The 13,738-nt window shown below is 67.1% G+C and carries 12 protein-coding genes; 2 read left to right on the top strand and 10 right to left on the bottom strand.

Going from position 1 to position 13,738, the window contains the following annotated elements; all coding sequences use genetic code 11:
• Positions 1-2: 2 nt before the first annotated feature.
• Complete coding sequence (locus tag CFK21_RS06100) at positions 3-650, bottom strand: arylesterase (protein ID WP_096365748.1); 648 nt, start codon at positions 648-650, stop codon at positions 3-5.
• On the opposite strand from CFK21_RS06100, the gene CFK21_RS06095 reads away from it, so the two are divergent.
• Positions 649-1,338, top strand: coding sequence for an ABC transporter ATP-binding protein (locus tag CFK21_RS06095; protein ID WP_096365746.1), 690 nt, complete (start codon positions 649-651; stop codon positions 1,336-1,338). The genes CFK21_RS06100 and CFK21_RS06095 overlap by 2 nt on opposite strands.
• Complete coding sequence (locus CFK21_RS06090) at positions 1,338-3,836, top strand: ABC transporter permease (protein WP_096365744.1); 2,499 nt, start codon at positions 1,338-1,340, stop codon at positions 3,834-3,836. The genes CFK21_RS06095 and CFK21_RS06090 overlap by 1 nt, the downstream gene beginning before the upstream one ends.
• Positions 3,837-3,940: 104 nt before the next feature.
• On the opposite strand, the gene dauA is transcribed toward CFK21_RS06090, so the two are convergent.
• The 9 genes from dauA to ndk form a co-directional block, all read right to left on the bottom strand.
• Positions 3,941-5,653, bottom strand: a complete 1,713-nt coding sequence (gene dauA, locus CFK21_RS06085) for a C4-dicarboxylic acid transporter DauA (RefSeq protein ID WP_096365742.1) — start codon at positions 5,651-5,653, stop codon at positions 3,941-3,943.
• A gap of 47 nt (positions 5,654-5,700) precedes the next feature.
• On the bottom strand, positions 5,701-7,119 hold the full coding sequence (der, locus tag CFK21_RS06080; RefSeq protein ID WP_096365740.1) for a ribosome biogenesis GTPase Der: 1,419 nt from the start codon (positions 7,117-7,119) through the stop codon (positions 5,701-5,703).
• A gap of 131 nt (positions 7,120-7,250) precedes the next feature.
• A complete protein-coding gene (bamB, locus tag CFK21_RS06075) occupies positions 7,251-8,399 on the bottom strand; it encodes an outer membrane protein assembly factor BamB (RefSeq protein ID WP_096365738.1) in 1,149 nt (382 codons plus the stop codon).
• Entirely contained in the window at positions 8,399-9,055 is a 657-nt protein-coding gene (locus CFK21_RS06070) for a YfgM family protein (RefSeq protein WP_096365735.1), read from the bottom strand. The genes bamB and CFK21_RS06070 overlap by 1 nt, the downstream gene beginning before the upstream one ends.
• A 10-nt stretch (positions 9,056-9,065) precedes the next feature.
• Positions 9,066-10,346 (bottom strand): histidine--tRNA ligase, encoded by a 1,281-nt coding sequence (hisS, locus tag CFK21_RS06065; RefSeq protein ID WP_096365733.1) that lies wholly within the window; start codon positions 10,344-10,346, stop codon positions 9,066-9,068.
• A 39-nt stretch (positions 10,347-10,385) separates the two neighbouring features.
• Positions 10,386-11,384, bottom strand: a complete 999-nt coding sequence (locus tag CFK21_RS06060) for a helix-turn-helix domain-containing protein (RefSeq protein WP_096365731.1) — start codon at positions 11,382-11,384, stop codon at positions 10,386-10,388.
• Positions 11,385-11,391: 7 nt separating this feature from the next.
• A complete protein-coding gene (pilW, locus tag CFK21_RS06055) occupies positions 11,392-12,135 on the bottom strand; it encodes a type IV pilus biogenesis/stability protein PilW (RefSeq protein ID WP_096365729.1) in 744 nt (247 codons plus the stop codon).
• Positions 12,132-13,241, bottom strand: coding sequence for a 23S rRNA (adenine(2503)-C(2))-methyltransferase RlmN (rlmN, locus tag CFK21_RS06050; RefSeq protein WP_096367518.1), 1,110 nt, complete (start codon positions 13,239-13,241; stop codon positions 12,132-12,134). The genes pilW and rlmN overlap by 4 nt, the downstream gene beginning before the upstream one ends.
• Before the next feature lie 51 nt (positions 13,242-13,292).
• The gene (gene ndk / locus CFK21_RS06045; RefSeq protein WP_096365727.1) at positions 13,293-13,724 is read right to left on the bottom strand and encodes a nucleoside-diphosphate kinase; all 432 of its coding nucleotides are present in this window, start codon (positions 13,722-13,724) and stop codon (positions 13,293-13,295) included.
• Positions 13,725-13,738: the final 14 nt, after the last annotated feature.

Genomic DNA, 13,738 nt, shown 5'->3' with positions numbered 1-13,738 from the left:
TATCAATCGCCGGACGAATGCATCACCGGATCGTGCGTGCGCTCGAGTTGGTGAAGCAATGCCGGCCAGGCATTATCCAGCAGCTGCGGCTGGGCGCGGGACGTGGGATGGATGCCATCGGCCTGCATCAGCCCGGGCTCCAGCGCCACACCGTCCAGCAGAAAGGGCACGCCGGTCACGCCGGGACGCGCACCCAGTTCGACAAAGATGCGTTCGAAGGCCTCGGTATATACCGGCCCGTAATTGGGGGGCAGCTTCATGCCCAGCAGCACCACCCGGGCGTTCTCCTGCCGGGACAGCGCGATCATCCGGGCGAGGTTGTCACGCGTCTCCCGCATGGCCAGGCCGCGCAGACCGTCGTTGCCGCCCAGTTCGAGAATCACCACATCCGGCGCATGGGTTTGCAGCAGTTCGGGCAGCCGGGCCAGACCGCCGGCCGTGGTTTCGCCGCTGATGCTGGCATTGACGACGCGGTGCGGATACCCTTCCAGTTGCAAGCGCTGTTGCAGCAGATGTACCCACCCCTGCTCCAGTTCCATGCCATAGGCGGCACTGATGCTGTCGCCCAGCACCAGTATGCGCGGCGCTTCCGCCCGCGCCGCAGCGGCTGCGATCAGCAGCATGCACAGCAGCAATTTCAGGAGACGCATGAAGGCACAGGCAAGCGAAGAATTCACGGCGACCATCCGGGCTGTAGGACTGGACAAGGAAGTGACGACCCCCAAGGGGACGCTGTCCATCCTGTCGGATATCACACTGCAGATCAACCGCGGCGAGACAGCGGCCGTGGTCGGCGCCTCCGGCTCCGGCAAGTCCACCCTGCTCGGCCTGCTGGCCGGGCTGGATCTGCCCAGCCGCGGCCACGTCTGGCTCGATGGTGCGGAACTCACGGCCCTGGACGAGGATGGACGCGCACGCCACCGTGCCGGCCGGGTGGGCTTCGTGTTCCAGTCCTTTCACCTGCTCGATGCCATGAGCGCGCTGGAGAATGTCATGGTGCCGCTGGAACTGCTGCAGGTTCCGGATGCCGGGGCCCGCGCCGCCGACTGGCTCACGCGGGTCGGCCTGCAGGATCGGCTGGATCATACCCCGGCCCAGCTCTCGGGCGGTGAACAGCAGCGCGTGGCCATAGCCCGCGCCTTTGCGATCCAGCCCGGCATCCTGTTCGCCGACGAGCCGACCGGCAATCTGGACAGCCGCACCGGCGCCCAGGTCGCGGAACTGCTGTTCGAACTGAATGCCTCCCACGGCACCACCCTGGTGCTGGTCACCCATGATCCGGTCCTGGCCGGGCGCTGTCAGCGGCGGCTCACGCTGGACGCGGGACGGCTGGTCTGATGCGCCCCGGCCTGGTGTCCCTGGCCTGGCGCTGGCTGCGACGGGAGCGCCGTCACGGCGAGTTGCGCCTGATCCTGGTCGCCACCCTGCTGGCCGCCGCCGTGGCGGCCCTGACCGGGCGCTTCACCGGCCACATCAACGACCGGCTGCTGGCCCAGGGGGTGGAACTGCTCGGCGCCGATCTGATCCTGGACACGCCCGCGCCGCCACCCGCCCCCTGGCTGGAACAGGCCCGCACCCTGGGGCTGCAGGTCAGCCCCGGGGTCGAATTCGCCAGTGTCGTGGTACATGGCGAGCAGGTTCAGCTGGCCAGCATCAAGGCCGCCGCCGCCAACTATCCCCTGCGCGGGCGGATCGAGATCGCCGACACGGTACGCGGCGAGCCCCGTCCCGCACCCGGCATGCCCGCCACCGATGAGGTCTGGGTCGAGGCGCGCCTGTTCGATCTGCTGGACCTGGCCATCGGTGATCGCATCCAGCTGGGACAGCAACAGTTCACCATCGGCGCCGCGCTGGCCTTCGAGCCCAGCCGCGGCGGCAGCTTCTTCAACCTGTCGCCGCACATCCTGATGCACCGCGACGCCCTGCCGGCGACCGGCCTGATCCAGCCCGGCAGCCGGGCTACCTATCGCACCGGGTTTGCCGGCGGGTTGAATGCACTCGACGCCTTCAGGGCCTGGCTGGAGCCGCAGCTGCGTGACAGCCACAAGCTGGTCGATCTGCACAGCGGCCGGCCGGCCATGGGCCGGGCGCTGGGGCGGATCGAGCAATACCTGCATCTGGGCAGTGCCAGCGCCCTGCTGCTGGCCGGCATCGCCATCGCGGTAGCCGCCCGGCGGCATGCCGACCGTCATATCACCAGCAGCGCCCTGCTGCGCACCTACGGCGTGGACGGGCGGCGCATTGTTCTGTTATTCCTGTTGCAGCTGCTCATGCTCGGCCTGATCGCCAGTCCCGCCGGCGCCCTGCTCGGCTGGTTCGGCGGCCAGGGCCTGGTCACCCTGCTCGATCCCGATGCGCCCGCACCGCCGCTGTCGCTGCTGGATCCGGCCCTGCCGATCGCCGCACTGACCGGCCTGGTCACTCTGCTGGGCTTCGGTCTGGCGCCGATCCTGGCCATTCGCACCGTTCCGGCCCTGCTGGTACTGCGGCGGCTGCCCACGCCGATGTCCGCCTCCCGCTGGCTGGCCTATGTCAGTGCCGGCACCGCCCTGCTGCTGCTGATGTGGTATCAGACCGGTTCACTGGTCCTGGTGCTGCGTTTCGCCCTGGGCGCACTGGCACTGGTGGTGGTCGCCGCGGTCCTGTTCCAGCTGCTGCTGGGGCTGGTCCGACGCCTTGACACGCGCCGGCTGTGGTGGCGTTTCGGCGTCGCCAACCTGTGGCGCAGGCGTCGCTTTGCCACCGCCCAGGGCATCGCCTTCGGTCTCATCTTCATGTGCTTCGCCCTGCTCATTGCCGTGCGCCAGGAACTGTTCGCCACGTGGGAGGCGCAATTGCCGCCAGGCACTCCCAATCACTTCGCCATCAACATCCAGCCGCCGCAGGCCGAACCCTTCGCCGCCGCACTCCGGCGCCTGGACATCGACTATGACGCCATCTATCCATTGGTACGCGGCCGCCTGATCGAGCTCAATGGCGCACCCATCCGTCAGGCGGTGAGCAAGGAGACCGACGACCACAATGCGCTGCGCCGCGAGCTGAACCTGACCTGGAGCGAGACCGTCCCCTACGGCAACGAGGTGCTGAGCGGGCACTGGTGGGAAGGCACGCCGCAGCGCAGGGATGTGATTTCGGTGGAATCGCAGCTGGCCGAACAGCTCGGCATCGAAATCGGCGACCGGCTCGGCTTTCTCATCGGCGGCGACACCTTCGAGGCCGAGGTGATCAACCTGCGCAGCGTGGAGTGGGAATCCTTCCGGCCGAATTTCTACATCATCTTCCCGCCCGGCATGCTGGAAGACTATCCCGCCACCTGGATGACCAGCTTCCATCTGCCCGACGAACGGCGCCGGCTGCTGCCGGAACTGCTGCGCGAATTCCCCTCCGTCACCCTGCTCGACGTGGATTATGTGCTGAACGAAGTGCGGCGCCTGTTCGACCAGGGCAGCCGCGCCATCACCGCCATCCTGGTGCTGATCCTGGCCAGCGGCGCAGCACTGCTGGTGGCCACCGTCATCGCCAGCGCCGGCCAGCGGCTGCAGCAGAACGCCCTGCTCCGCGCGCTGGGCACCGACAGCCGCACCCTGCGTCAGGCACAGTTCGCGGAATTCCTGGCACTGGGGTTTCTCGCCGGCCTGCTGGCCTGGCTGGGCACCGAACTGGCCCGCTATGGCCTGTTCAGCCGGGTGTTCGAACTGCCCTACCAGCCCAGCCTGACCCTGCTCGCCGGTGTTCTGGCCGTGACCATGCTCACCCTGGGGCTCACCGGGGTCTGGGCCACCCGCAGGATTCTCACCCGCTCGCCCATGCTGCTGCTGCGCGAAAACCCCGACTAAAAAGAAAAAAAGGGAAAAAAAGGAAAAAAGGGGTCGGCATTAAAAAAGGGGTCGGTGACAAAACGCAATCATTATCATTTGTCACCGACCCCTTTTAAAGAACATCAAGCCGGTAGCGATATTGCCCGTTCACGCGCCTCGGTCAGGCCGCCGGCGAATTCGAGTCGCCCGGCCTGTTCCCGGATGCCGGCGCGCATGAGCTTGTCCTGCATGCGCGGCTTGAGATTGGCGATGATGACGCCGATGCCGCGCTGGTGCAGGTTGCCCAGCAGGGATTCCAGCGCCACGATGCCGGTCATGTCGATCATGGGCACGTCGCTCATATCCAGGATCACGATGCGCACGTCGCTGCTGATGTGGCGCAGGGCGCTGGTCGCCTTCTCGGCGGCACCGAAGAAGAGCGCGCCGTTGATGTCGTAGACGGCGACATGCGGCGGCAATCCGGCCAGGTGCTGGTGCGCCTTCATATCCATCAATTCGGTGCCGGTCAGCGCCGAGATGCGGCGGATGAACAGGATCGCGGCCAGCACCAGACCGGCGGCCACGGCAATGACCATGTCGAAGGCCACGGTGAGGCCGAAGCAGGCCAGCAGTACCACCACGTCGCAGCGCGGCGCCACCTTGAGGATGTGCGCGAAGTGCCGCACCTCGCTCATGTTCCAGGCCACCACCAGCAACAACGCGGCCAGCGCGGCCATGGGCAGCTGACCCAGTACGCCGGCCAGGCTGACCACCACGGTCAGGATCACCAGGGCATGCACGATGGCGGCCACCGGGCTGCGCGCACCGGCGCGGATGTTGGTGGCGGTGCGGGCGATGGCGGCGGTGGCCGGGATGGCGCCGAAGAAGGGTCCGACCAGGTTGCCCAGGCCCTGGCCGATGAGTTCGGTGTCCGGCTGGTGGCGGGCGCCGGTCAGGCCGTCGGCCACCACGGCGCAGAGCAGAGATTCGATGGCGCCGAGCATGGCCACGGTGAAGGCCGCGGGCAGCAGGTCGCGGATCAGCTGCCAGGAGATCCCGATCGGGTTGCCGTCGGCATCCGGCAGCGTCCAGGGCAGCAGCGGCAACGGTGGCGCCTGCGGGATGCCCTGGCGGGTCACGCCGTCGAGCAGGTAGCCGAACTGGGAGTTGATGGTCGCGACCGAAAAGTCGGGCAACAGCCGCCCCAGCGCCCAGGCGGCGAGCGCCCCGAGCAGCAGCGCGACCAGATGACCGGGGATGCGGGTCCGGAGCCGGGTCCACAGCAGCAGCACCGACAGGGTGATCAGCCCGATGACCAGGTCCGGCCAGCGGGCGGTAGGCAGGGCCTGCACCAGCACCACCAGCTTCTCCAGGAAATGCTGCGGCAGTTCGCCGGTGGTCAGGCCGAGAAAGTCCTTGATCTGTAGACCGGCAATGACCACAGCGATGCCGGCGGTGAAACCGATGGTGACCGGATAGGGGATGTACTGGATCAGCCGCCCCATCCTCGCCACACCCATAATGATCAGGATCATGCCGGCCATGACGGTGGTCAGCAGCAGTCCACCCAGTCCGTATTCGTGGGTGATGGGCAGCAGGATGACGACGAAGGCGGCGGTGGGGCCGGAAATGCTGTAGCGCGAGCCGCCGCTGAGTGCGATGATCAGTCCGGCGACGATGGCGGTGTAGAGCCCGTACTGGGGCGGCACGCCGCTGGCGATGGCCAGCGCCATGGCCAGCGGCACGGCGACAATGCCGACGGTCACGCCGGCCATGAGATCGGCGCGCAGGTCGGCGAGGCGGTAGCCCCGGAGCGATGCGATGAGGGCGTTGCGGTTCCAGTACTCGAACATCATGCTGCCTGGATATGAAATGAAGCGATGGAGGGGGTCGTCACGTCCAACTACGGCTTGCGCTTCTTCCGCGCCGCGCTCGACTTGACCTTCTTCATCAGCCGCTTGCGCTTGTGCTGCTGGCGCGGCGTGAGCTTGTTGCGCTTGTCCTTGTAAGGGTTCTCGCCGGTGCGGAACTCGAGCCGGATGGGCGTGCCCACCAGTTGCAGCTGGGTGCGAAAGTAGTTTACCAGATAACGCTTGTAGGCATCCGGGATGGCCTGGGTCTGATTGCCGTGGATCACGATCAACGGCGGATTGTGTCCGCCCTGGTGGGCATAGCGCAACTTGATGCGTCGGCCGCGCACCAGTGGCGGCTGGTGCGCATATACGGCCGCTTCCAGCATCCGGGTCAGTTCCGGGGTGGAGAACTTCGCGGTGGCCGATGCGTAGCAACGCTGCACGGCCTCGAACAGATGGCCCACATTGGTGCCGTGCAGCGCGGAAATATAGAAGAACTCGGCGAAGCTGACAAAGGGCAGACGACGATCCACCTCGGCCTTGATGCGATCGCGTGCATCCGTCTCCAGACCGTCCCATTTGTTGACCGCGATGACCAGCGCCCGGCCGGAATCGGCGGCCAGCCCGGCCAGGGTGGCGTCCTGATCGGTGATGCCGTCATGGGCATCCAGCACCAGGATCACCACATGCGCGGCCTCCATGGCCTGGAGCGCCTTGATGACGCTGAACTTCTCGACCGCGGCATCGATGCGGCTGCGCCGGCGCACGCCGGCGGTGTCGATCAGGGTATAGGCCTGGCCGTCGCGCTCGAACGGCACCAGGATGCTGTCTCGGGTGGTGCCGGGCTGGTCGAAGGCGACCACCCGCTCCTCGCCCAGGATGCGGTTGAGCAGGGTGGATTTACCGACATTGGGGCGCCCCACCAGGGCGATGCGGATGCTGTCGTCGGCGGCCTTGTCCGCTGTGGCCTCCGCCGCTTCGGGCAGGGCCTCGAGTACCGGTTCGATCAGGTCGTGCACGCCGTGGCCGTGCACGGCCGACAGCGGAAAGGCCTGTCCCAGACCCAGGGCATAGAATTCGGCCACGGCGGTATCCGGGTCGGCGCCGTCGACCTTGTTCACGGCGAGATAGACCGGCTTGTGCGTGCGGCGCAGGCGTTCGGCGATCTGCTGATCGATGGGGGTCACACCGCTGCGGGCCTCGACCAGAAAGATGACGGCGTCGGCCTCCTCCACCGCCTGCCAGGACTGCTGCGCCATCAGGGCATCGATGCCGGCCTCCGCGCCGCTCAGGCCGCCGGTGTCGATCACCCGATAGGGCCGATCACCGATCCTGCCCTCGCCGTACTTGCGGTCGCGCGTCAGCCCCGGCAGGTCGGCCACCAGGGCATCCCGGCTGCGGGTGAGCCGGTTGAACAGGGTCGATTTGCCGACATTCGGGCGTCCGACCAGGGCGATGATGGGTAACATTGACAGATTCCAGGTTCCAGGTGCCAGGGCCGAGGAACACACAGTGAGTAGGATGGGTGAAGGCGGGAACGCCGTAACCCATCATTTGCCGCGCCGCGATGGGTTGCGCTGCGCTCCACCCATCCTACGGGCTAGCGCGTGCTTATCCTATACGCCGCCAGGGTGCCGTCACTGGCATACACATAGGCCGTATCCCCGTCCACCACCGGGATGGACAGGATCGGATCGCCGGTCACGCGGGTGCGGCCGACGATGGCGCCATCAAAGCGCGACAGGGCGTGCAGATAGCCTTCCAGGTCGGCCACCAGGACATGATCGTCCAGCGCCGCGGGTGCGGTCAGCTGGCGATGCAGCAGACGCTCGTTCTGCCAGATGGCCGAGCCGTTGCGCCGGTCCAGGGCCCAGACCCGGCTGTCCTGATCGGTGACATAGACGTGGCGGAAATCCACATCCAGACCAACGGCAGAGGACATCTCCCGGTCCCACAGCTTGTTGCCGCTGCTGCCCTCGACAGCGGCCACATGCCCCTGATAGGTCACGGTGTAGACCGCGTTGCCCTGAATGCGCGGCGGCGAGTCGATGTCGACCATACGCTCCAGTTCGGAACGGCCCGCGGGCCGACTGATGGCGGCCTCCCATATCGGCAGACCGCGTTCGAGCTCCACCGCGGCCAGCTTGCCGCTGTCCTGGCCGATGAGGGCGAAGCCTTCGACCAGGGTCGGGGTGGCGGTGCCGCGCAGACTCAGCGCGGGCACGGTGCGGTCGAATACCCAGCGCCGTTCGCCGGTGGCTGAGTCCAGCCCGGTAACATCGCCGTCGACCGACTGCACCACGGCCACGCCGCGATCGGCCTGCGGGGGCGCCAGCACCTCACCGGAGACACGGGCGCGCCACACCTCGGCGCCGTCACGCCAGTCCAGCGCCAGGACTTCGCCTTCGATGCTGCCGACCAGGATCAGGCCGTCACCGGTGCCGACCCCGCCGCTGACCGCCAGCCCGGTATCACGTTCCCACACCGGCTTGCCGCTGGCGGCCTCGAGGGCCATCACCCGGCCCTGGTGATCCACAGCGAAGATGCGCCCACCGTCAACCGCCGGCTGCAGGCGCAGAAATCTGTCATCGGTGCCGGCGCCGATATCACGCGACCACAGGCGCTCGAGCTCGACCTCGGCCTCGAAATCATGCAACTCGGTGGGCGGCTCGGTATTGTCATCGCCGCGCAGCCAGGCGCAGCCGGGCAGCGCCAGCGTCAACAGCAGCAGGGGCAGCAGAACACGCATCAGGCCGCCCCTTCCCCGCCGACGCGGGCGGCATCGTCACGCTTGGCCTCGAGCAGAGAACGTCCCGGGAGATCGTCCGGATAGGCCGCCAGCGCCGCCTGATAGGCCGTGCGGGCCGCGGCATAGTCTTCATGCGCCATGGCCAGATCGCCCTCCAATTCATGATAGATCACGGCATAGCTGCCGCGGTCGGCCACCTCATCGAGCAGGGCCCGGACACGGCCCAACTCGCCCTGGGCGATGTACAGCCGCGCCAGGCGGACACGCGCTGTATGTTTCAGCGGCCCGTCGTCGGCACGCTCGTAGGCCCATTGCAGCTGCGCCCGGGCCGCCTCGGGCTTGTCTTCATCCAGCTGCAGGCGTGCGATCTGCAGCGCGGCCAGCACGGCATAGCTGCTGCCCGCGTATTCGTTGAGCAGGGTCTCATGGGTCGAGGCCGCCGCGGCCGCCTCCCCCCGGGAGACGGCGTTGCTCAACTGGGCGTAGAGGTTGGAAGCCGCCATCGACTGCTGCTCCTGGTACTGCATCCACGCCTTGCCGCCGAACAGCGCAGCCAGACCGAGCATGATTCCGGTCAGCAGGGCACTGCCATTCTCGCGCAGCCATTTCTTGATCGCTTCCGCCTGTTCGTCATCGGTCTTGTAGCCTTCGGCCATGCTGCAGCCCTCACTGGTTTACGATTTCGGTTAGATGGTCGATGAGTTCCGCCTCCGGCAGCACCCGCTGTTCGCCGGTTTCGCGCAGGGGTTTGAGCCCGATCTCGCCGCGTGCGGCCTCCTCCTCGCCCAGGATCAGGGCGTAGCCGGCCTGGCACTTGTCCGCCTTCTTGAACTGGCTCTTGAAACTGCCGCCGCCGCAGTTCATCTGCAGCCGCAGTCCCGGCACCGCATCACGCAGACGCTCGGCCAGCACCGCGCCCTGTGCCAGCGCCGCCTCGCCGGCCACCACCAGGTAGGCATGGGGCGCAGGCGGCGGCGGCACCGCCTCCAGCGTCTCGAGCAGGGCGATCAGGCGTTCCAGTCCCAGGGCAAAGCCCACCGCCGGCGTCGGCTTGCCGCCGAGCCAGCCGACCAGGCCGTCGTAGCGCCCGCCGGCGCACACCGTTCCCTGAGCGCCGAGGCGATCGGTCACCCACTCGAACACGGTACGGCTGTAGTAATCCAGACCGCGTACCAGGCGCGGATTGACACGGTACGCCAGGCCGGCGGCATCGAGATAGCCGCACAGGGCCTGGAAATGATCGCGCGATTCGGTATCCAGATGATCCGCCAGTTTCGGGGCGGCCTCGATGAGGGCCTGCATGTCCGGGTTCTTACTGTCGAGAATGCGCAGCGGATTGCTGTGCAGGCGCCGGCGGCTGTCCTCGTCGAGTTGATCCTGATGGGCCTCGAGGTACTCGACCAGTATGGCCTTGTAGGCGGCGCGCGCCTCCTGGCTGCCGAGTGAATTGACCTCCAGCCGCACCTCACTCAGCCCCAACGCCCGCCACAGGCGCGCGCTCATGAAGATCTGTTCGGCGTCGACATCCGGACCTTCCATGCCGAAGGCCTCCACCCCGATCTGGTGGAACTGACGGTAGCGCCCCTTCTGCGGCCGCTCATGGCGGAACATGGGTCCGGTGTACCACAGCCGCTGCACCTGGTTGTACAGCAGCCCCTGTTCCATGCAGGCACGCACGCAGCCGGCCGTCCCCTCGGGGCGCAGGGTGAGGCTGTCGCCGTTGCGGTCCTCGAAGGTATACATCTCCTTCTCGACGATATCGGTCACCTCGCCGATGGAGCGTTTGAACAGCTCGGTCTTCTCCAGGATGGGCATGCGGATTTCCTGATAGCCGTAGTCCTGGAGGGTGGCGCGCGCCACCGCCTCCACGTGCTGCCAGGTGGAGGTCTGCTCAGGGAGGATGTCATTCATCCCCCGCACGGCCTGAATGTTCGAGCTCTTTGCCATTGTCTATCGGGTCAAATGGGGTGCGCAGGGCGCCACTGTTCAGTCGAGGGTAAACCGGGCCACACTGCCCGGGTCGTAGCCGGTCAGGTCGTAGGGCCGGCCGTCGACACTGAGCTCCACCCCGGCGGCATTGCCCAGTACCACCTGCAGCGGCGGCCGGCCGCTGACCCGATGTTCACTGCCGGCCGGGTACAGCCCCACCAGCAGCGCCTCCCCGGCGCCATCCCGGATCGAGATCCAGCTCTCCTGGTTCAGCTGCAGCCGCACCCGGCGCAGCATCGACGCGGGTTCGGCCGGGGGCGCCGGAGGCGTCGGCTCTGCGGGCGCGACCGCCTCTGCTTCGGGCGGTGATACCTCGGGCAGCGGCAATTCCGGCATGGACGGCGCCGCCGCCGGCTCGGGGGAGGATTCCGGGGCGGATTCCGGGGCGGATTCCGGTACGGGTTGCGGGGCGGGTTCCGGCAGCGGGGTGGTCAGCGTCGGCAGACGAATCGCCGCATCGCCGTCAACGCCCGCCTCCGCCTGCGTTTCGGAGGCGTCCGGCAGCGCGCCGGGCAGTGACGGGGCATCGGTCCCCAGGACTGTATCCGTGTCGTCGCCGCTGAAGCGTTCCCACAGGCCGGGCAGTGTGACCAGGGCCAGGCCGCCGAGCACGGCCAGCACCAGCAGCAGGCCGAGGGTGCGCCAGGGCAGACGGGGCTTCACCAGCGCCCGCTGCGCCGGCGGCGGCATGCCGACCGTACGCAACTCGGGGGATTCGGCCGGCTGGTACAGGGCCAGCAGTTCCTCCTCGTCCAGCCCCAGCAGGCGGGCGTAGGCGCGGACGTAGCCGCGAACATAGATGGGCGCGGGGAGACGCTCGTGATCGTCCTGTTCCAGCGCCACAATGATGTGTTCGTGCAGGTGCAGCTGGGCGGCCACCTCGGCCGGGCTGATGCCCTTGCGTTCACGCGCCTCGCGCAGGCGCGACCCCGCCCCTGTGGCAGCGGCGGTCGGAGCGCCCGGCTCCGGGTCTGTGTGTTCCGGCGTATCGGTCATATCGTTGTCAGGGCTCGCCGAACAGTTCCCTGGCCTGGGGGGAGTCCGGGAAATTGTTCCTGAGCAGCAGACGGTAGCTGGCTTCGGCGTTTCTGTCGCCGAGCTGTTCCTCGGCCCGGACCCCCAGCAACAGGGTCTGTGGCGTGTGGCGGGCCACGGCCTGATAGCGCTGCAGATAGGCCCGCACCTTCAGGTACTGCCCCTGTTCCAGACTGAGCTGGGCCATGCGGCGCAGCGCAATGGGATATTCGGGTTCGGCTTCCAGCGCCTTGCGCAGGTAGAGTTCAGCCTTCTGCAGATCACCCGCCTGGTGGGCGCAGATACCGGCGTTGGCATAGACCAGCTCCGGTGCCTCGTAGAGCGGATCGGAAGCCGCCGCCACGAAATGCGGCTCGGCATCCTCCCAGCGATCCTGGCGGCACAGGAAGGCGCCGTAATTGTTGTGGGCGCGCGAGTCATTCCGGTCAAGCCGCACAGCACGCTGGAAGTGATGATCGGCCTGGTCGATCTGGCCCAGCGACTCGTAGAGCACGGCAATGGCATTGTGCGCCGTTGCAAGCTCCGGGTCCTGGCGCAGCGCCTTCTGGAATTTCTCCATCGCGACCTGGTTCATGCCCTCCTGCATGTACTGCAGCCCGAGCTCCACGTTGTACTGGGCAGCACTCCGGTCCTCGTTGTCCCTGACGCCGGTTCCGGCACAGCCGCCTGCCAGCAGGGTGACCAACAGCAGCGTGAACAGCCCGTGCCTCATCCACGGACCTCCTGCACCGCCACCTCGAGTTGCCGCTCGCGACGGCGGGTGCGGTCGCGGAACTCCCCGGCCAGCTGGCCGCAGGCGGCGGCGATGTCATCGCCGCGGGTCTTGCGGGTGACGGTGACGATGCCGCCGTTGATGAGGATGTTCTGGAATTCCAGGATGCGCTGCGGATCGCTGCTCACATACGCGGTATTCGGGAACGGATTGAACGGGATCAGGTTGACCTTGGACGGCACCCGACGCAGCAGCCGCAGCAGCTCACGGGCGTGCGCATCGGAGTCGTTCACGCCGGCCAGCATGACGTACTCGAAGGTCACCCGCCGGCGGGGCTCGTCGGCCACGTAGCGCCGACAGGCCTCCATCAGTTCGGCGATGGGGTATTTCCGGTTGATCGGCACCAGTTCGTTGCGCAGTTCGTCATTGGTCGCATGCAGCGACACGGCCAGACTGACGTCGCACTCGGCCCTGAGCCGATCCAGTTCGGGCACGATACCGGAGGTACTGAGGGTGATACGGCGTTTGGACAGACCGAAGGCCAGGTCGTCACGCATGATGTTCATGGCCCGCACCACGGCGTCGTAATTGAGCAGCGGCTCGCCCATGCCCATCATCACGACGTTGGTGATGGCGCGCTTGTACTGCACGTCGCCGCCCAGGGCGCGGCTGGCCAGCAGCACCTGGCCGATGATCTCGGCAGTGGTGAGGTTACGGTTGAACCCCTGCTGGGCGGTGGAGCAGAAACTGCAGTTGAGCATGCAGCCCACCTGCGAGGAGACGCACAGGGTGCCGCGCTCCTTTTCGGGGATGAACACGGTCTCGATGCAGTTGCCGTCAGCCAGCTGCAGCAGCAGCTTGCGCGAGCCGTCGGCGGACAGCCGGTCCATGACCACCCGCGGCAGTTCCATGCGGGCCGCATTGTGCAGGCGCTCGCGCAGGGCCTTGCTCAGGTTGGACATGCCGGCGAAGTCGTCGACATCGAGCTGGTAGATCCACTTCATCACCTGCTGGGCGCGGAAGGACTTCTCGCCCATGGCGGCGAAGAAGCCCTCCAGGCCCCTGCGGTCCAGGTCCAGCAGATTGGTTGTGCGCGGGTCGGACATGCCGTTGCCCGGCCGCGGCATCAGCAGACGCCGGGGCCGGATTTCACTCCTTCAGCGTGTGCGCGGGCACAGCTCGTCGGATTTGAAGAAAAACTCGATTTCGGTCTTCGCCGTCTCCGGACCGTCGGAGCCGTGCACGGCATTCTCGTCCACGGTCTCGGCGAAATCGGCACGGATGGTGCCGGGCGCGGCCTCCCCGGGGTTGGTCGCGCCCATGATCACGCGGTTGCGGTTGATGGCATCCTCGCCTTCCAGCACCTGCACCATGACCGGGCCGGACGTCATGAAGTCGACCAGTTCATTATAAAAGGGCCGCTCCCTGTGGACCGCGTAGAAGGCCCCGGCCTGCTCGCGGGACAGGTGCATCATCTTTGCCGCCACAATCCGCAGGCCCTGGTCCTCGAACCGGCTGTAGATCTTGCCGATCAGATTCCCGGCCACGGCATCGGGCTTGATGATCGAGAGGGTGCGTTCCACCGCCATTAACCGAATTCTCC

Origin of the sequence: Thiohalobacter thiocyanaticus (assembly GCF_002356355.1) — a bacterium.
Taxonomy (GTDB): domain Bacteria; phylum Pseudomonadota; class Gammaproteobacteria; order Thiohalobacterales; family Thiohalobacteraceae; genus Thiohalobacter; species Thiohalobacter thiocyanaticus_A.
This window is presented reverse-complemented; position numbering and strand designations above follow the sequence as displayed.